This is a genomic window from Microbacterium sp. NPDC077663 (assembly GCF_044542795.1).
GTDB lineage: Bacteria > Actinomycetota > Actinomycetes > Actinomycetales > Microbacteriaceae > Microbacterium.
Genome location: NZ_JBITVE010000003.1, coordinates 570,471 through 588,929 on the forward strand (window position 1 = coordinate 570,471; position 18,459 = coordinate 588,929).

General features: G+C 70.1%; 17 protein-coding genes. 7 read left to right on the plus strand and 10 right to left on the minus strand.

Translation table 11 applies throughout. The features are described from left to right. Positions 1-98: 98 nt before the first annotated feature. Positions 99-1,808, minus strand: a complete 1,710-nt coding sequence (locus tag ACIGEP_RS15390; protein ID WP_396662499.1) for a long-chain-fatty-acid--CoA ligase — start codon at positions 1,806-1,808, stop codon at positions 99-101. 90 nt (positions 1,809-1,898) lie between these two features. Here ACIGEP_RS15390 and ACIGEP_RS15395 point away from each other — a divergent pair, with 90 nt between their 5' ends. From ACIGEP_RS15395 to ACIGEP_RS15405, 3 genes are all read left to right on the plus strand, one after another. Beyond that, on the plus strand, positions 1,899-2,423 hold the full coding sequence (locus ACIGEP_RS15395) for a DUF2087 domain-containing protein (RefSeq protein ID WP_396662500.1): 525 nt from the start codon (positions 1,899-1,901) through the stop codon (positions 2,421-2,423). A gap of 46 nt (positions 2,424-2,469) precedes the next feature. After that, positions 2,470-3,537 carry a sodium:calcium antiporter gene (locus ACIGEP_RS15400; RefSeq protein ID WP_396662501.1) on the plus strand — a complete coding sequence of 356 codons (1,068 nt, stop codon included), beginning with the start codon at positions 2,470-2,472 and terminating at the stop codon, positions 3,535-3,537. An 88-nt stretch (positions 3,538-3,625) separates the two neighbouring features. Continuing rightward, positions 3,626-5,680 (plus strand): PhoX family protein, encoded by a 2,055-nt coding sequence (locus tag ACIGEP_RS15405; RefSeq protein ID WP_396662619.1) that lies wholly within the window; start codon positions 3,626-3,628, stop codon positions 5,678-5,680. 28 nt (positions 5,681-5,708) lie between these two features. On the opposite strand, the gene ACIGEP_RS15410 is transcribed toward ACIGEP_RS15405, so the two are convergent. From ACIGEP_RS15410 to ACIGEP_RS15425, 4 genes are all read right to left on the minus strand, one after another. After that, complete coding sequence (locus tag ACIGEP_RS15410; RefSeq protein ID WP_396662502.1) at positions 5,709-6,293, minus strand: TetR/AcrR family transcriptional regulator; 585 nt, start codon at positions 6,291-6,293, stop codon at positions 5,709-5,711. Continuing rightward, a complete protein-coding gene (locus ACIGEP_RS15415) occupies positions 6,290-7,030 on the minus strand; it encodes an SDR family oxidoreductase (protein WP_396662503.1) in 741 nt (246 codons plus the stop codon). Before ACIGEP_RS15415 ends, ACIGEP_RS15410 begins: the two co-directional genes overlap by 4 nt. A gap of 267 nt (positions 7,031-7,297) precedes the next feature. Then, the gene (locus tag ACIGEP_RS15420) at positions 7,298-9,103 is read right to left on the minus strand and encodes a phosphatase PAP2 family protein (RefSeq protein WP_396662504.1); all 1,806 of its coding nucleotides are present in this window, start codon (positions 9,101-9,103) and stop codon (positions 7,298-7,300) included. 155 nt (positions 9,104-9,258) lie between these two features. Then, positions 9,259-11,049 (minus strand): DUF2207 family protein, encoded by a 1,791-nt coding sequence (locus tag ACIGEP_RS15425; RefSeq protein WP_396662505.1) that lies wholly within the window; start codon positions 11,047-11,049, stop codon positions 9,259-9,261. A gap of 36 nt (positions 11,050-11,085) precedes the next feature. Here ACIGEP_RS15425 and ACIGEP_RS15430 point away from each other — a divergent pair, with 36 nt between their 5' ends. Further along, entirely contained in the window at positions 11,086-11,514 is a 429-nt protein-coding gene (locus ACIGEP_RS15430) for a MarR family winged helix-turn-helix transcriptional regulator (protein WP_396662506.1), read from the plus strand. A 74-nt stretch (positions 11,515-11,588) separates the two neighbouring features. Here the strand turns inward: ACIGEP_RS15430 and ACIGEP_RS15435 are convergent, their stop codons facing one another. Continuing rightward, a complete protein-coding gene (locus ACIGEP_RS15435; protein WP_396662507.1) occupies positions 11,589-12,038 on the minus strand; it encodes an Hsp20/alpha crystallin family protein in 450 nt (149 codons plus the stop codon). Between the two features lie 139 nt (positions 12,039-12,177). On the opposite strand from ACIGEP_RS15435, the gene ACIGEP_RS15440 reads away from it, so the two are divergent. Further along, positions 12,178-14,229: a prolyl oligopeptidase family protein gene (locus ACIGEP_RS15440; RefSeq protein WP_396662508.1), complete on the plus strand. Its 2,052-nt coding sequence runs from the start codon at positions 12,178-12,180 to the stop codon at positions 14,227-14,229. A 46-nt stretch (positions 14,230-14,275) separates the two neighbouring features. Next, the gene (locus tag ACIGEP_RS15445; protein ID WP_396662509.1) at positions 14,276-15,712 is read left to right on the plus strand and encodes a DUF3459 domain-containing protein; all 1,437 of its coding nucleotides are present in this window, start codon (positions 14,276-14,278) and stop codon (positions 15,710-15,712) included. Between the two features lie 12 nt (positions 15,713-15,724). Here the strand turns inward: ACIGEP_RS15445 and ACIGEP_RS15450 are convergent, their stop codons facing one another. From ACIGEP_RS15450 to ACIGEP_RS15465, 4 genes are all read right to left on the minus strand, one after another. Beyond that, the gene (locus ACIGEP_RS15450) at positions 15,725-16,147 is read right to left on the minus strand and encodes an organic hydroperoxide resistance protein (protein ID WP_396662510.1); all 423 of its coding nucleotides are present in this window, start codon (positions 16,145-16,147) and stop codon (positions 15,725-15,727) included. Positions 16,148-16,160: 13 nt separating this feature from the next. Next, on the minus strand, positions 16,161-16,601 hold the full coding sequence (locus ACIGEP_RS15455) for a MarR family winged helix-turn-helix transcriptional regulator (RefSeq protein ID WP_396662511.1): 441 nt from the start codon (positions 16,599-16,601) through the stop codon (positions 16,161-16,163). Between the two features lie 68 nt (positions 16,602-16,669). Continuing rightward, complete coding sequence (locus ACIGEP_RS15460; protein ID WP_396662512.1) at positions 16,670-17,167, minus strand: DUF1990 family protein; 498 nt, start codon at positions 17,165-17,167, stop codon at positions 16,670-16,672. Between the two features lie 215 nt (positions 17,168-17,382). Continuing rightward, the gene (locus ACIGEP_RS15465; protein WP_396662513.1) at positions 17,383-17,790 is read right to left on the minus strand and encodes an ACT domain-containing protein; all 408 of its coding nucleotides are present in this window, start codon (positions 17,788-17,790) and stop codon (positions 17,383-17,385) included. A gap of 313 nt (positions 17,791-18,103) precedes the next feature. On the opposite strand from ACIGEP_RS15465, the gene ACIGEP_RS15470 reads away from it, so the two are divergent. After that, the gene (locus tag ACIGEP_RS15470) at positions 18,104-18,382 is read left to right on the plus strand and encodes a hypothetical protein (RefSeq protein ID WP_396662514.1); all 279 of its coding nucleotides are present in this window, start codon (positions 18,104-18,106) and stop codon (positions 18,380-18,382) included. Positions 18,383-18,459: the final 77 nt, after the last annotated feature.

Genomic DNA, 18,459 nt, shown 5'->3' on the forward strand with positions numbered 1-18,459 from the left:
GGGGCTGCGGCATCCACCCTGCCACCCTGGGCGGCCCGGCGGCGACCCTTGACAGCTCAGCGCGGCCGGATCAGCGCGGCCGGATCAGCGCGGCCGGATCAGCGCGCGGTCAGCTGCTCCCGCACCTGACGGCGCAGCACCTTGCCGATCTGCGAGCGCGGCAGGTCGTCGAGCTGCACGACCTTGCGCGGCACCTTGTACGGCGCGAGATGCGACCGGGCGAAGTCCTTCAGGGCGGATGCCTCGAACACCGCCCCGTCCTTCATCACGACGGCCGCGACGACGTCCTCGCCGCCGGTGGGCCGCGAGACGCCGACGACGGCGGCGGCCTCGACGTCGGGGTGCAGGGTCAGCACCTGCTCGACCTCGCTCGGGCTGACGTTGAAGCCGCCCGTGATGATGAGTTCCTTCACGCGGTCGACGACGGTCACGAAGCCGTCGTCGGAGACGGTGACGATGTCTCCGGTGCGGAGCCAGCCCCCGTCGAGCAGGACAGCCTCGGTCTCCTCGGGCCGACGCCAATACCCCTGGAACACCTGGGGACCGCGGACGAGCAGCTCCCCGGCCTCTCCCGCCGGACGGTCGACCGTGGGGTCGTCGGGGTCGACGACGCGGATCCACGTGCTCGGGAACGGCACCCCGACGGTGCCCGGCCGCCGCGTCGGACCGATCGGGTTGCCGAGGGCGACCGGTGAGGTCTCGGTCATGCCGTAGCCCTCGACGAGCAGGCCGCCGGTCGCCTCCTCCCAGCGCGTCACCGTCGGCACCGGCAGGCTCATCGCGCCGGAGATCGCGAACCGGATGGTCGACAGGTCGACGCCCTTGCGGGTGCTCGCCCGCGACAGGGCGTCGTAGATCGGGGGGACGCCGGGCAGGAACGTCGGCGGCGACTTCTTCAGCGCGCCGACGACGAGGTCGACGTCGAACTTGGGGAACAGCACGACGCGCGCACCGATCGACACGGCGAAGGTGAGGCAGAGCGTCAGCCCGTACGCATGGAACATCGGCAGGACGGCGTAGAACGTCTCCTCGCCCTCCCGCAGCCCCGGCACCCACGCACGCCCCTGCGCCGCGTTCGAGCGGAGGTTGCGGTGCGAGAGGATCGCGGCTTTCGGCATCCCGGTCGTCCCGCTCGTCAGCTGCAGGAGGGCCGTGTCGTCGAGGACCGGGCGCGGGTACTTGGCCCGCAGGCGCCGCGCCTTGACGAACTGCGCCCAGCGGATCACACCCCGCGCGGTCGGCTTCGAGGTCATCGCCTCTCGACGTTCCCGCAGCGCGGGCACGGGAAGGCGCAGCGCGGTCCGCATCGCCCACGGCAGCGCATCGGTCATGTCGACGGCGACGATCGCGGCGGGGGCGACGTCGCTCGGGAACTCGGCGACGATGTCGGCGACCTTGTCCCAAACGATGGCGACGACCGCCTCGTGCACCTCGAACTGGTGGCGCAGTTCGCGCGCGGTGTAGGTGGGATTGTGCTCGACGACGATTGCGCCGATCCGCAGCGCGGCGTAGAACGCGACGATGTGCTGCGGGCAGTTGGGCAGCACGAGCGCGACCCGGTCGCCCGCGCTCACGCCCAGTTTGCGCAACGCGTTCGCCGCTCGGGAGACCTGCTCGCCGAGCTCGGCATAGGTGGTCTCGGATCCGAAGAACTCGGTCGCGACCCTGCTGCCGTAGCGCTCCACGGCATGATCGAGCAGATCGACCAGCGTCTCGTCGACCGGATCGATGTCGGTCGGGACGCCGGGCGCGTAGGCGGCCAGCCAGGGACGGTCCTGCAGATCGGATGCCGGGGGTGTCGGGCTCATGGGATGTCCTCCTCGGTGTCCCGCCAGCGTAGGCCGGGTGGGTGATGGGTCCGCTGTGGGTTGACGCGGGCCGCGAGTAGCGTGCTGACCATGACGACTGTGCCGAACGACCAGTGGCGGCGGATCGTCGCCGCGCTCGCGAACGACCGCGCGCGCGAGGTGTTCGCGCGGCTGACCGTCGGCGAGACGGCCGACGCCGCCCTTGAGGGGCTCTCGCCGTCCCGGCGCCGGCACGTCATTGAGACTCTGCGCGGAGCGGGCCTGGTGACCGGCGACGGCGACGACCTCCGCGCCGACGGGGGCGTGTTCGCGCGGGTCCTGGCCGCGACCCCGGCGACGCCGCGACCGACCGGCCCCGACCGGTTCCTCTCCCCCGACGGACGCCTGCGGGGCTACCCGGCACAGGCCCGTGAGCGACGGGCACTGCTCGAACTCGTCGCAGGTCGCATCCTCCATCCCGGCGAGGTCCTGGACGAGCGTGCGATCAACGAACGCCTCGCGACCGTGGTCGACGACGTCGCGGTCCTGCGCCGCTACCTCGTCGACCACGAGCTCGTCGAGCGCACCCGCTCGGGCGCCGAGTACGTGCTCGTGACCGACGCGCCGACGACCTGAGACGCTCCTCCTTCCGCATCAGCCCGACGGGGTGTGCACTGGGGCGGTGAACTCGTTCCCGTTCTGGCTCGTTGTGGTGATCTTCGTCGCGGCCGCCGCCGTCGTCTGGATCGCCGGCATCCAGCTGTCGAAGACCACCGATGTGCTGGATGCACGCTGGCACATCGGGAGCGCCTTCGGCGGGCTCATCATCCTCGCGGTCGCGACCAACCTCCCCGAGATCGCGGTCACCGTCAGCGCGGCCGCGGCCGGAAACCTCGACGTCGCGGTCGGCAACATCCTCGGTGGCATCGCGCTGCAGACCGTCGTGCTGGTCGTCCTCGACGCGTTCGGGCGACGCGGACGCGCAGTGAAGCCGCTGACCTACCGGGCGGCGTCCCTGGTGCTCGTGCTCGAGGGCATCGTGGTGGTCGCGGTGCTTGCCGCCGTCGTTGCCGGCAGCCAGCTGCCCGAGGGTCTCGTGTTCGCCCGGCTGACGCCCGACGTCGTGCTCATCACAGCACTCTGGATCCTGGGGCTGCTGCTGGTGCAGCGCGCCGGCAGCCACCTCCCGTGGCACCGCAACGGGACGGCCGAGGACGCGTCGCCGCACACCCCCGGTCACCGCCGCGCGAAACCGCAGCACCCGCACAAGGCACGGCCGACGTGGCTGGTCGTCACGATCTTCGTGATCGCCGCCGCGGCAACGCTCGGCGCCGGCGTGGTGCTCGAGCGCGCCGGGGACGCCATCGCCGAGGACATCGGGCTGTCGGGTGTGCTCTTCGGCGCGACCTTCCTGGCGCTCGCGACCGCGCTGCCCGAGATTTCGACTGGGCTCCAGGCCATCCGGCAGGGCGACGACAACCTCGCCATGAGCGACATTTTCGGCGGCAACGCGTTCCTGCCGGTGCTGTTCCTCGTCGCGACGGTGATCTCGGGCCAGGCGGTGCTGCCGCGGGCGGGCGCGACGGACATCTACCTGACCGCACTGGCGGCGCTGCTGACCCTCGTCTACGTCGTCGGGCTCGTCTTCCGTCCGTCGCGGCGCGTGCTCGGCATGGGCGTCGACTCGCTGACCGTCCTCGTCCTCTACGGGGTCGGGGTGGCCGGGCTTCTCGCGGTCGCCGCGGGCTAGCCGCCCTCCCGGGTCGACCGTCACCCGGAGTTCACGTGCGATTCACCCCGTCGCAGGAACGGCGACGGATGCTGGATCGGTGACGACCTTGCAACCCCCCACGACCCGCACGTCCCTCCCGCTCGCGACGCACGCCGTCGGCAAGCGATCGGCCGTGACCTGCCGATTCAAGTGCGCGAACGCCTGCCTCGGCCCGGAGTGCAATGGATCCGACAATCCGACATTCCGCAGCATCGCCGAGCTCGCCCTCTCGCGCCGCACGCTGATCGGCGCCGCCGCAGCGGGCGCCGTCGTCGTCGCGACCGACGCCTTCGGCCTCGTGAACCCGCCTGCCGCGTCTGCGACGACCGGCGGACTGCTCGAGGCCGCGCGGAGCCACGGCGGGCACGGTCTTCCGTTCCAGCCGATCGCTCCGGTCCCGGCATCCGTCGACGCGCTGACCGTGCCGAAGGGCTACACCTGGTCGCCCATCATCCGCTGGGGAGACCGGCTCTTCTCCGACGCGCCGACGTTCTCGCTCGAGGCCCAGAGCCCGGCCGCGCAGGCGCGCCAGTTCGGGTATAACTGCGACTACCTCGACATCCTCGCCGACCGCAGCGGCAAGGCCGGAGTGCTCGTCAACAACCACGAGTACGTGAACCCGAACATCATGTTCGCCCCGACGACGGATGCCGCAGAGCTCCGCCGCCGCGGCGAGGTCTACAAGGCGGCGCAGGGCATGTCCGTCGTCGAGCTGAAGCGTCGTCGCCGCGGTGCGCCGTGGCAGTACGTCGTCGACGGCCGCCGCAACCGCCGCATCACGGTCGAGACCGTCTTCGAGCTCACCGGCCCCGCCGCCGGCTCCGACCTCGTGACCACCGCCGCCGACCCGGAAGGCCGCTGGGTCAAGGGCACGCTGGGCAACTGCGCCGGCGGCACGACCCCGTGGGGCACCGTCCTCTCGGGCGAGGAGAACTTCAACGGATACTTCGCGTGGGCGGCCGACACAGCGGGGCAGAAGCGCTACCAGGCGAGCGCCTCGCGGACGACCTCGACGGGCTGGGAGCAGTACGACCCCCGGTTCGACTCGTTCGACGCCGGCTACGTCAACGAGCCCAATCGGTTCGGGTACATCGTCGAGATCGACCCGGAGGACCCGACCTCCACCCCCAGGAAGCACACCGCCATGGGACGCTTCAAGCACGAAGGGGCGAACGTCATCGTCGCCGAGGACCGCCGGGTCGTCGCCTACATGGGTGACGACGAGCGCAACGACTACCTCTACAAGTTCGTCTCGAAGAACCGCATCAGCGGGTGGCGCAAGAAGAACATGACGCTGCTGTCGGAGGGCGACCTCTATGTCGCCCGGTTCCGCGGCGACTCGCCCGCCGCGCAGATCGACGGCTCGGGCACGCTGCCGGCGGACGGCGCGTTCGACGGCACCGGCGAGTGGGTGGCGTTGACCCGGAACGGCAAGAGCGTCGTGCCGGGTATGACGACGGAAGCGGTCCTCGTCTACACGCGACTGGCCGCCGACAAGGTCGGTGCCACGAAGATGGACCGCCCCGAGGACGTGCAGCCGAGCCCGCGGACCGGCAAGGTCTACGTCGCACTGACGAACAACTCCGATCGCGGCAAGACGTCGATGGTGGATGAGGCGAACCCCCGCACGGGCAACCGGTACGGTCACGTGATCGAGCTCACCGAGCGCCGCGGGCAGGCCGGGACGAGCTTCGGCTGGAGCATCCTGCTGCAGTGCGGCAACCCCTCCGACCCGAGCACCTACTTCGCGGGTTACCCCAAGGACAAGGTGTCGCCGATCTCCTGCCCCGACAACCTCGCCTTCGACGAGGACGGCACCCTGTGGATCTCGACCGACGGCGCGCCCAGCACGATCGGGTTCAACGACGGCCTGTTCCGGGTGCCGCTGACCGGCAAGGAACGCGGCCACGTGCAGCAGTTCCTCTCAGTCCCCCGCGAGGCCGAGACCTGCGGTCCCGTCATCCACGCGCGCGAGAAGCTCGTGTTCGTCGCCGTGCAGCATCCCGGCGAGAACGGCACCGTCGCGACTCCCACCTCACTGTTCCCGGACTACGGATCGACGCGGGCGGGCGACGTCCCGAACGCGCCGCGGCCCTCGGTCGTTCAGGTGTACCCGGCCTGAGCCGGGGAGGCGGCGCGGCGCACGGCGCTCAGTGGACGCCGGGCCACCACTCCGGCATCAGACGGAAGATGCGGGCCTCGGCGGCCGCGGCATCCACGTCGTCCTCACGGATCCAGACGTCCATGGCGCCGACGAGACCCCCCGCGATGAACGCGGCGGCCTCGTCGCGGTCCCGCGCGGATCTCGGTGCGCCGGAGATGCCCGCGTCGGCGAGCTGCTGCAGCGCCGTGTGCGCGCGCCGGCGCAGCACATCGCTCAACGCCGAGCGGAGTGCGCCTCGGGCCGAGGACTCGAGGAGCGCTCGGTACAGCTCGCGCTGGCCGGCGAGCCACTCCAGCAGGCGACGGGTCACCGCGTGGTACACGCGTGCCGCGTCCGCTTCAGTGCGCACATCTCCCTCGATCGCGGCGATCGTGTCGATCTCCTCCGTCAGCATGGCGACAGCGAACTCGTCGACGCCAGCGGCATGCTTGTAGAAGGTGGTGCGGTGCACCCCCGCCTCGCGACAGAGTTCCGCGACCGACACCGCCGCGAGGGGTCGGTCCGCCAGCAGGCGCACCAGCGCCGCGCGCAGAGCGGCGCTGGTGCGTGCCTGCCGAGGGTCGATCGTCACGCCCCGTAGCGTGCCAGACCGGCCGTCTCTCCGCCGTCGGCGACGAACTCGGCCCCCGTCGAGAAGCTCGACTCGTCGCTGGCAAGGAACAGGACGAGCCGCGACAGCTCGACGGCCTCCCCCATCCGGTGCAGGGCGACGTGGTTCTGCGAGGCGTCGAGCCCCTCGGTCATCGGGGTGCGGATCGCTCCCGGGTGCACCGAGTTGACGCGGATGTTGTAACGCCCGAGGTCGAGCGCGGCGTTCTTCGTGAGACCGCGCACGCCGAACTTCGACGCGTTGTAGCCGGGGAGCGCCTCGTAACCCTGCAGTCCCGCCGTCGACGACACGTTGATGATCGAGCCGGCGCCGCTGCGCTTGAGCGGCTCGATCGCCGCCTTGATGCCGTAGAAGACGCCGGTCAGATTGATCGCGATGATCTGGTCCCACTGCTCGAGGGAGTATTCCTCGATCGTGGCGAAGTTGGCGATACCCGCGTTGTTCACGACGATGTCGAGTCGGCCGAACTCCTGCTCGGCCACGGCGACGGCCTTCTCCCAGTCCGCGTACGTGGTCACATCCAGGTGCACGTAGCGCACCGCGTCGCCGAGTTCGGCGGCGAGCGCCTCGCCCGCCTCATCCAGCAGATCGCCGATGACGACCTGCGCGCCTTCCTGCACGAACAGTTTGGCGTGCTCGGCGCCCATGCCGCGCGCGCCTCCGCTGATGAGCGCGACCTTTCCGGTGATTCGTCCCATGGGGAACTCCTTTCGATCTCCCTCTAATCTACGCCTGTCGATTAGAGGGAGATCCGTCCCAGGCGAGTGACTTCAGCGCACCCCTCGGTGGCGCATCACAAATTGATAACAAGAAACCCTTGCCACCGTTATCTCGCCGTTATACATTCATTGCACGGTAGATGTTTTGCTGTGGCAGCTACCGACATGTGATTGCAGGACACTCTTGGTGCAAAGGGACAAGGGCCGGCTGGATGCCTCTCCAGCCGGCCCTTACTGCGTTGCGCGTCAGACGGTCGAGGTCCGACGACGACGCATGATCAGCACGACACCCACGGCGAGCAACGCCACCCCGGCACCACCCGCGATCCACAGCGGAGCGGACTGGCCACCGGTCGAGGCGAGCTCGTCGTCGACGACCGCAGCCTCTTCAGCTCCCACCGTCACCGACGCCCAGCCGACGAGTTCACCCGACGCGTCGACGACCGCCACGCGGTGTGCGCCGGGCTCGACATCGGCCGGCAATGCGAACGTCGCTGAGCCGGCGGCATCCGCCGTCACCCCTCCGAGAGCGGTCGGCGTCGAGTAGAGGAACCCGTAGTACCGCTCGCCCGCGGTCAGGCCCGACACGACGACGCGGTCGCCACGGACGGATGCCTGGATGCCGCCCTCCGCTGCCGCCGGCAGGTCGTCGCCGTTCGCCACGGGAGCGCTCAGCGCACCACCGGTCGACGGCAGAGACGGCTGCGGAGCCGGAGTCGGCTCGGGCGTGGGCGTGGGGGTCGGTTCGGGCTGCGGCGACGGAGTCGGCTCGGGCGTGGGCTCCGGGTCGGGCCCGGGGGTGGGTTCCGGGGTCGGAGTGGGTTCACCACCGGCATCCCCGATGACGATCGAGCCGTCGTCCTTCACGGTGACCTCCGCGGCCATCGCGGCGGCGAGGTTCATGCGCTGCCAGCTCTCCTGTTCGCCCACGTCCAGCGGATGACCCGAGTCGGCCGCCGTCAGTGCGAGCAGTTGTCGGCGCTGCTCAGGCGTCAGGTCGGGCTGTGCCGAGACGAGGAGCTCCTCCGCCCCCTCGGGGACGACGACCGGCTCACCCTTCGGGCCGACGTCGGGGAAGCCGTAGCCGAGGTGCTCCTCGTAGTACGCCACGGCGTCCTCGGTGGACTTGTACGGAGTGTCGTGCGCGATGCACTTCTCGAGCGTGTCACCGCATCCCGCCTCGAGGACGTCGCGGATCTCCTGGCCCGCTTCATCGACGAGCGCGCGCATCTCGGGGTCCGCGAGCCGGAGGGCGATGATCTTCTGGCCCATCATGCGACCGCTGATGACGTCCAGCGCATAGTGCGCCGCCATGACGATGCGGTTGTCCCCCGCCTCCGCCGTGCGCGCGAGGATCTGCGGCGCGAGCTCCGGCAGCATCTCGGCGAGCGCCGTGCCCTGCCAGTAGGCCTGCGACGTGTGGCCCGACGGATACGATCCGCTCGTCGAGCCCCACGCGTCGCCGCCCTCCTTGTCGCGATACTCGAGCTGAGTCGTGGTGTCGAGCCGCAGGTAGGGACGGTCGTAGTCGAAGTAGTTCTTCGGCGGGTTGCTCGAGGAGGTCGAGCCGAGCTTGCCGCTCTCCTTGCTGAGCAGCCACGTCGTCTTCGGCAGGTCACCGGCCAGTGCCGCCTCGGTGTAGATCGCGCCGAGCTCCTCACCGAATGCGTCGGCCATGCTGATCGACATGTCGTCGTACTGGTCGACGATCGCGCGCTGCACCTGCTCGTCGGACGCGGTGAGGTTGATGCGGCTCGTGATCTCGTCGTTGTAGTCCATGACGGCGGCGTTGCCGCCCTCGCCGCGGTCGGTGCGGAGGTCATCGAAGACGTCCATCATCTGTACCGACCAGTTGTCGGCGCTGGGTGCGCTCGAGTCGCCCGTGGACGCCGCGGCGTCCGACGTGTACGTCGCGTTCTTCTGCTCTGCGGTGAATCCGGTGGCCGCGAATGCAGGCCCCGCCGTCAAGGTGCAGGCGACGAGGATGCCGAGGCCACCCATCGCTGCGCCGGTCCGTACACCGGATCTGCTCGTCTGTCTCTTCACGCTCACGGGCGCGCCTCACTTCCGTCGGTTGGTGGGGTTGTCGCAGACTATCGACGCTCGCCCTAATTGTCAGGACATAGCAACAAGAGTCTTCGTGAGAATTCTCTCCTCGACACGCGAACAGAGTGTGACGACGCGGTTACCCACCGGCATCCGATCGGTCAGACACCGCCGACGCCGCCGCCTCCCCCGCCACCACCGGCGCTTCCGCCGCCGCTGGACCCGCCCGTCGACGCCGACGAGGTCGAGGCCGCCGACAGCGATCCGATGCTCGATGAGAACGACGCCGCGTCGAAACCGCCGGAGCCCGCGTACCAGACCGGCGCAGCGACGCCCGCAGAGGCGTACAGCACGGCGAGGTGCCCGGCCCACTGCTTCTCCTGCCCGAACACGACCGCGTAGGGCAGCAGTCGCTCGTACAGGTCGAGCATCACGCGAGGATCGCCCGTGTCGATGGGGCGGCGCTCCGCACCTCCAGGTGATTGCAGCATCCGGATGCGGTCGGCCTCCGCCCATTCGATGAACTGACGCAGCCCCGCGAGATGGTCCCGCACCTCTGCACCGCTCTCCGTGAGCGGCTTGCGGGCGATCATCCCGATCACCGCGATGAAGACGACGATCCCGCCGAAGAGTCCGATGAACGGCCACAGCGGATCGACCGCCCGATCGGTCAGCACGATCGTCGCGACGACGACCACGGCCACGAGCAGGGCGGCGACGAGAACCGGCACCGCGCGCACCCACGCGGGGACGTCGCGCCGCCAGCCGCGATCGCGCAGGGCCGACTCGGCCTCCTTCAGAATGCGCTGCGCTGTCGCGGAGAGCCGCGTGTCGGAGGTGCCGAACTCGAAACGATCCCCCGCCTTGCCGTCGGGGAACAGTCCCTGCAGGAGCGCCCGGCCATCGGCGTCGGCGCGTGAGGCGTCGACCAGTTCGGCGACGAGCTTCGCGGACCCCCATCGGGGCTTCTCCCCCTCGGTGATGCGGATGGATCCGACGATCGCCTGCTCGAGCACCTCGGCGGGGATGGCCTTGCCGGTCTTCTGCAGCAGCACCGCCGCGTGCAGCGCATCGACCCCCGCGGGCGGTTGCGATTCCGCGATCACCGTCGGCCTGCCGGCGCCGTCGGAGAGGTGGCGGCGGCGCAGCCACAGCGCCCAGCCCGCGACCCCGACCAGACCCGCACCGGCAGCCGCGTGGCCCCAGCCGAGCAGCGTGCCGAGGTAAGAGGTGTCGAGCGGTTCGAAGGTGCCGTCGGCGAAGCCGACCGCGAAGGTCAGCGATTCATGCGGACCCAGCCCGGCCTGCCGCGCGACAACCGTCGCACTCGAGCCGGACGTGTCGACGTTGATGCCGTCGCACGGCGTCTCGGCGCCGAACGGCCCGGCGTAGCACGCGAGCGCACCCACGGCATCCGCGATCTCGCCACCGAGGTGCAGCCTCGCGGTCACCTCACCGAACGACTGCGCCGAGTCGAACCCGTTCACGTCCCAGTAGAGCTCGAGTCCCGTGTCGGGGAACTCGCGCGTCACGTTGTCGAGCGCGTAGGTGAGGACGAAGGTCTGGCGGCCGTGGACGTAGTCCTCGGATCGCGCGGTCACGACCAATCCGTCCTCACCCTCGTCCGTCTCGACGACCTCCCACGGGTCGCCGCTCGCGTCCACCGCCGACTCGAAGCTCGGCCGCAACGGCTGACCGTCGTACTCACCCGGGATGACACGTCGGATGCCGCGGTTCTGATCGGTCTCGGGGAACACCGCCACGAACCGCTCGACGACCTGCATCCGACTCGTGCCGTCGTCGGCGCGAGTGAGGGTGTAGTCGACGTCGAGACTGTCGAATGAGAAGTCCTCGACGTCGGCGTTCGCCGCCTGCGGCGCCCCGATCAGGACGCCGAGGACGACGGCGACGACGGCTCCAGCACGGGCGAGACGACGGGACCAAGGCTGCACGCGGTCAACCCTATGAGCGACGCTACAGTTGACGCCATGACCGACCGCCGCCTCGCCATCGCCGCGTGGGAGAGCCTCTTCCGCGCGCAGCACGAGGTCTTGGCGGAGATCTCCCAGGACTTCGACGACGAGCATCTCTCGAGCGCCGAGTACGACGTCCTCCTCACGGTGACGCGGTGCGCTGAGCACACGGCCCGGCTGCGCGACGTGACGGCGAACATGTTGATCAGTCAGCCGAGCGTCTCGCGGCTCGTCGACCGGATGGTCGCGCGCGGGCTCATCTCCAAGTGCCCCGACCCGCAGGACGGCCGGGGGGCTCTGCTGCGCGCGACCGAGAAGGGCGCGACGATGTTCCGCCGACTCGCGACGACGCACGGGCGCACGATCGCCGAGCGGATGTCGGTGCTCACCGACGACGAACTCGCACAGCTCGAGAAGCTCACCGCACGCCTGCGCGGCGTCTGACGGAACGACGATCGCCCCGCACCCGAGACGGGGTGCGGGGCGATCGTCATCTCATCGCCGTGACGGCGCCGGGATCACTGGTCGATCGGCTGCGGCTCGCTCTCGCGGGCAGCGACGGTCGGCGCCGAACCGTTGGCGACGACCTCGACCTTGCGCGGCTTGGCCTTCTCGCTCACCGGGATGGTGACGGTCAGGACGCCGTTGTTGTAGGTCGCGGTGATCGCGTCGGTGTCGATGCCCTGGCCGAGGTTCAGCTGGCGGAGGAAGCTCGCGGTCTCGCGCTCGCGCGTGATCCACTTGACACCCTCGCCCGACGAGAGCGTGCGCTCCGCCCGGATCGTCAGCAGCTGGCCGTCGACGTCGATGTCGACCGAACCCGGGTCGATGCCGGGGAGGTCCGCGTTGAGGACGTAGTGGTCACCGTCGCGGTACAGATCCATCGGCATCCGTCGCGGGCCGCGGCGCGTGTCGAAGAGCGTCGACGCCAGGCGGTCGATGTCACGGAACGGGTCGTAGGTCGCCATGATTCTCTCCTTTGTTCATGTGGTCTCAAAGTTGAGCCTTCGCGGCTCAAGTAAGAAAAGATTAGCACTCTGGCATGTCGAGTGCCAACGGTTCTCGCAGGGCGAACGACCGGTCGAAGCGTGCCCGTAGGCTGACGTGATGAGCGCTGCCGAGACCGCCCCCGAACCCGCCGACCCCTTCCTCTGGCTGGAGCAGATCGACGGCGCCGAGGCCCTCGCCTGGGCCGCCGAACGGACGGCGGAGACCGAAGCCGCCTACGCGGGCGCCACCCGGGACGCGCTCGAGAGCCGGCTCACCGGCATCCTGCAGGACCCCGATCGACTCGTCGTACCGAGTCGTCACGGCGACCTCATGTACGACCTGTGGCGGGATGCCGACAACCCGCGCGGTCTCTGGCGCCGGACCCCGCTCGCCGACTTCGCGGACGGCTCCCCCGTCTGGGAGGTGCTCCTCGACATCGACGCGCTGGGGCGCGACGAAGGCCGGTCATGGGCGTTCGCCGGCGCGACCCACGGGCCCGTCGGCAGCGGGCGCGCACTGGTGCGCCTCAGCCCCGACGGCGGTGACGCCGCCGTCGTGCGCGAGTTCGACCTGGAGTCCCGGCGGTTCGTCGAGGAGACCCCCTTCACCCTCGGCGCCGACAAGCATCGCGTCTCGTGGATCGATCGCGACACCCTGCTCGTCGCGACGGCACTGCACGGCGGCGGTATGACGGACTCGGGGTACCCGATCAGCGCCCGCGCCTGGCGTCGCGGCGAGCGCCTCGACGACGCGTCCCCGATCGTCACGGGCTCGTCCTCCGACGTCGGGGTGTTCGTGCACGTCGACCGCACCGCGGGCACGGCGACACCGATCGTCGTCGTCGCGCACGACTTCTTCCACTCCGAGTCATGGGTCTGGGCCGGCGGCGAACCGCGCCTGATCGCCGTCCCGCAGGACGCCCACGCCGACGTGCACGGCGAAGTCATCGCCGTGCGCACCACCACACCATGGCGCATCGGCGACACGACGCATCCGTCGGGCACCCTGCTGCTGGAACCGGTCGAAACCGTGACGAGCGGCGACGGGTCCGACCTGCGGGTGGCCTTCACCCCCACCGACACCGCCGTCCTCGAGTCCTGGACGTGGACGAAGACCCGGCTCGTCCTGACCGTGCTCGACCGCGTGCAGAGCCGGCTGGTGTCGCTCGACCCCGCGACGCTGATGGGCGACGATCTCGACCTGGGCCTCGGCGACGATGACCTCTTCAGCGCGAACGTCGCGACCGCCGACGACGACGAGGACGATCAGATCTGGGTGGTCGCGCGCGGGTTCCTCACCCCGCCGACCCTCCTCGTGCTCGATCCGGGCGCCGCGCCGCGAGTGGTCGATCGCAGCCGCGCGACCTTCGACACGACCGGGCTCGTCGCCCAGCAGCACTGGGCGACGTCGGCCGACGGCACCCGCGTGCCGTACTTCGAGGTCGGCCCCCGCGAGCGCGCCGGCGCACTGCCCGTGCTGATGAACGGCTACGGCGGCTTCGAGCACGCCCTGACCCCCGAGTACCCGACGATCGTGGGACCGGCCTGGCTGGAGCGAGGCAGCGTCTACGTCGTCGCGAACATCCGTGGCGGCGGCGAGTTCGGGCCGGAGTGGCATCTCGCCGCACTCCGCGAGAACCGGCACCGCGCCTACGAGGACTTCGCCGCCGTCGCGCGCGACCTCGTCGCCCGCGGCGTCTCCACCCCCGACCGCATCGCCTGCCACGGGCGCAGCAACGGCGGTCTGCTCGTGGGCAACATGCTGACGCAGTACCCCGACGACTTCGGCGCGATCGTCTGCGGCGTCCCGCTCCTCGACATGCGTCGCTACACGCGCCTGTCCGCCGGCGCCAGCTGGATCGCCGAGTACGGCGACCCCGACGACCCGGCCGACTGGGAGTTCGTGAAGACGTTCTCGCCGTACCACCTGATCGAGCCCGGGCGGCGGTACCCGGCATCCCTCATCTACGCCGCGGCCAGCGACGATCGGGTGGGACCCGTGCAGGCGCGCAAGATGGCCGCCCGCATGGCGGACGAGACGGATGCCGAGGTGCACTACCTCGAGCCCGTCGAAGGCGGTCACGCGGGCACGATCGACGCGGCGGCCACCGCAGCACTCCACGCGACGATCCACGCCTTCCTCGACAGTACGGTCGGCCGCGCCGACTGAGGCGGGATCGCCGGGCCCTCTACGCTGGGGGCGGGAGGTCCACCGCATGAGCACCATGGGGGCCGTCGAGGACGGACTCGCTGCCACGCTGGCGGCCGTCGCAGAACGCACACGCGACGACGATGCCGCGGCCGACCGCATCCGCCGGCACCTTCCCGATCTCCGCGCCGCGCTCGGGCACCGGGGAGTCACGACGAACGAGACACTCGTCGAGCTCGTGACGGCCGCGGTCGTCGCCGCGAACGGCCGCTCGCTCGATCTCAAGGTGCACGGCGAGCAGCGTGCCGCGCACAAGACGGCCACCCGTTCGCGATTCGCCCTCGGCGCGGCGTGCTTCGCCGACCGGTACGCGGGCAACCTCGCGGGACTGCGCGACGAGATCGGGATGCTGCGCGATCTGGGCGTGAGCGTCCTGCACGTCCAGTCGCCGTTCGCCCGGCGGGAGGACGGCTCGGTCGACCTGCGCCGCGGCGATCCCGGGCTCGGCTCCATCGACAGGCTGTCGGATCTCGCGGCGGCACTGCGCCTGTCCGGGATCTCCCTCGCCGTCGACATCCCCCCGGGCCGCGAGGCGAACGCACTGGTCGACGACCTGCTCTTCCTCGCCGGGCGCGGCGTCGAGGTCTTCCTCCTCCCCGACCGAGAAGTCGCCGCGATCGTCGCCCCCGTCCTCGCGATCGGCGCGCCGGGGGTCGAGGTGCTGCCGGCATCGCCCGGTTCGGCGCCGCTCTGGCAGGCGTTCGCGACGGGCGATGCCGGAGCGTTGCAGCAGGCGGTGGAGCGCCGCGACGGCCGCACCGACGTCATCGCGGTCCGCGACGCCGAGGCGGTCGTGTGGCCGTCGGATGCCGCCGAGCTCACCGCGCGCTTCACCGACCCGTCGTCGTTCGGCCGCGGACTGGCGACGGAGGACGGCGTGGCGGGGACGACCGCGTCGCTGGCGGGCGTCGAGTCCGGCGACCCGCTCGGCGAGGCGCGCGTCGCGCTCGCTCACGCCCTCATGCTGAGCCTGCCGGGCCTGCCGATGCTGTGGCTCGGCGACGAGGTCGGGCAGCTCAACGACCCGACCTTCCGCGACGACCCCGAGCGTCGCGACGACGTGCGGTGGGTGCACCGGGGCCAGCGGCCGCGGGATCGCTACGCGCAGAAGATGGATGCCGCCACCTCAGCCGGCCGCATCCATCGCAACCTCACGAAGCTCATCGCCGTGCGTCACACGACGCCCGAGCTCGACGGCTCCCGGCTGATCGGCTTCGGCGTGCCGGCACCGTCGGTGGTGGGATATCAGCGACCCGGCGACGACAGCGTCGTGCTGGTTCTCGCCAACGTCGCCGACGAGCCGGTTCTCATCCCCGCCGTGACGCTGTCGGGTTTCGCCTCGACGGCTCTCGATCTCATCGAAGGAACCGGGTTGGAGATCGACGAAGGGCTAACGCTGCCCGCCTGCGGTTTCCGCTGGCTGCGCGTGAGCCCTGTCGTCTGAGTCCGGCGGAGGTCAGTCCTCGACGACCGTGACGGTCACCTCGATGTTGCCGCGCGTCGCGTTCGAGTAGGGGCAGACCTGGTGCGCGGCATCCGCGAGCGCCTGTGCCTCGTCGTGCGGCAGGTTCGGGATGACGACCTCGAGCTCGACGGCGAGCTGGAACCCGCCCTCGCCGTTGGAGCCGATGTGGACGCGCGAACCGACGCTCGTGTCCTCGAGCGTCACCTTCTGGCTGCGCGCGACGGCCTGCAGCGCGCCGTGGAAGCACGCGGCGTAACCGGCCGCGAAGAGGAGTTCGGGGTTGGGGGCGCCGCCGGATCCGCCCATCTCCTTCGGCACGCGGACGTCGGTGTCGAGGATCCCGTCCACGGTGCGGACGTGGCCGTTGCGGCCGCCTCCGGTCGCGAGGGCTTCTGCGGTGTAGAGGGCTTCCATGGGGGTCCTTTCGTCAGGAGGCGATCGCCTCGTCGGTGGTGCGCATGACGCGGTTCAGGTCGTGGACCACGTCGAGCAGCATCCGCGCCTTCTCCTCGGTGAGGCCCGTGCAGCGCGCGATCTCCGCGCCCACGACGGACAGCTCCGAGCGGAGCGTGCGGCCGTCATCCGTCAGCGCGACCTCGACGACACGCTCGTCATGCGGATTGCGCGTGCGGGAGACGATGCCGCGCGCCTCGAGGCGACGGAGGAGCGGCGACAGGGTGCCCGAGTCGAGGAAGAGCTCTTCGCCCAGCTCCTTGACCGACCGGGGCTCCTGATCGCCGAGAGCGACGATGACGAGGTACTGCGGGTAGGTCAGCTTCCACGGTGCGAGCACACGTCGATACGCCTGCCCGAACGCGTGGCTTGCCGAGTACACCCCGAAGCACACCATCTGCTCGATCGCTCTCATGTGATCATGGTTGCACGCAATTGAATTGTGCACAACTCATCAGGCAGACGTGCAACCTCGCGGATGCCTCAGAGGCGGAGCGCTCTGAGGTACCGGCGGCGGGCGACCATCTGCGCGATGAGGAGGGCGGGGTAGAGCAACCGCCAACCCGCGCCTTGCGCTGGGCGGGTCAGCGAACGAATGGTCAGCAGCACCATGTCACCGTGCTGGTGCACGCTGAATGCCTCCTCGCCCGAGACCGGGTGACCGGGGAGGGTGCGATAGGCGAACCCGACACGGACCGGCGTCTCGACCACATCGACCACCTCGACAGGCTCCCGGATGGACACGCCGAACGGATGCGCCGTGATGACGGGACGATGCCCGGCGGTCACCTTCGAGGCGGGGTCGACGGAGAAGCCACTGCGGGTCTTCACTCCCCACCGCAGTACCTCGGTGGCAGCCCGCTCCCACAGCGCGGCGCGAGTCCCGAGGACGACCGTCGTCTCCCACCGCCGGTAGCCACAACCGGATTCGGACCACACCTCGTCGGCGGGGCGGGTCAACGTCGTCCACGCCGCGCTCATCACGAAGCGATCCTGACACAGCGACCGACGCGATGATGGGGACTGCGTGGGCGGTGGCCCCGCCGTCGGTGCTCCGGTGGCAGATGTTCGAGCAGAGCCCCTGACCTCTTGCCGCGCCGGATCAGAGCGCAGCAAGGTCAGCGATCCGCGCACATCCCCGGCAGTGTCGAAAGAATGCGCGGCGCGGAACTCGGTGACGCCTGTGCCGAGCGGCGTCACCCGCGCAGAACGTGACCAGCGGCCGTGAGGGCTTCGATAGCCCTGGGGGCGTCCCCCGAGGGGGTCATCAGCACATCGCTGTCGAAGGTGGAAACGACGAATGCCGGGCACCCCACTTCGGCGAGAGGCGCGGCCAGGGAACCGATGATTCCTGTCAACCCGAACGGGATGGGGCCCTGGACGTACCACGCCACCCACGGACCGTCGGTGTCCGACGCCAGCGCGTACTCGATAGGCGCGACGATGGACAGTTCGCTCGCGGTGCGCGTGACGGACACGAAGGTGGCGGCTGCGACCCGATCGAGCAGTCCTGGCGGAACGGGGTCCTCCGCACCGAAGCGGGTGATCCCGTACTCTCCGGCCAGACGGCTGAGGGTGACGGTGGGCAGGGTTGGAGAGGTCATGGAGACTCCCGACCATATGCGGAAGACGGGCAGGTGCCGTCGCGCCATTCGCCCTTCCATTGTGCAGGACCTGTGACATCGCGTACGACCGTTGCGCCGCGTTCACCGCCGCCGCCTCGCTCACCCGGGCATTCCGGGCGACGGCCGCGTGAGGTCTCGAGCACAGAAAACGACGAAGGCCCGCGGTAATCCGCGGGCCTTCGTCGTTACTGTCTCAACACAGTGTGCGCCCGAAGGGACTCGAACCCCTAACCTTCTGGTCTGTAGTCGCCCCCCTGCTCGACTGGGACGCCGCCCTCGAAGGCGTGCTCGCATGAAGATGCGCCACGCGGCATCCGTCTTTCTCCTCGTGGACCCTGTGCAGGACTATGAAGAGAGCTTGGAGGTATGGGGCGTCTACGGTTCGCTGTCGGCCGCCAAGGTGGCCACACGCCGCGCCCGCCGCGCGAATCTGTCTCAGTATGACCAATGGCGCACAACCGAGGTTCAGCGCTGGCGCGGGCACCTCTGCACCGACGTGTGGAGTTACATACCGGGCGAGAGGGCTGAGTGGCGATGGCGCCCCGGCCCGGATGCCGTGACTGAATCGTGACAACGGAACGGCTTACACCGTAACCCTTCGGTAATAGCGGCTTCATAGGGTGCTGGGGAGCACCATCACACTGGGAC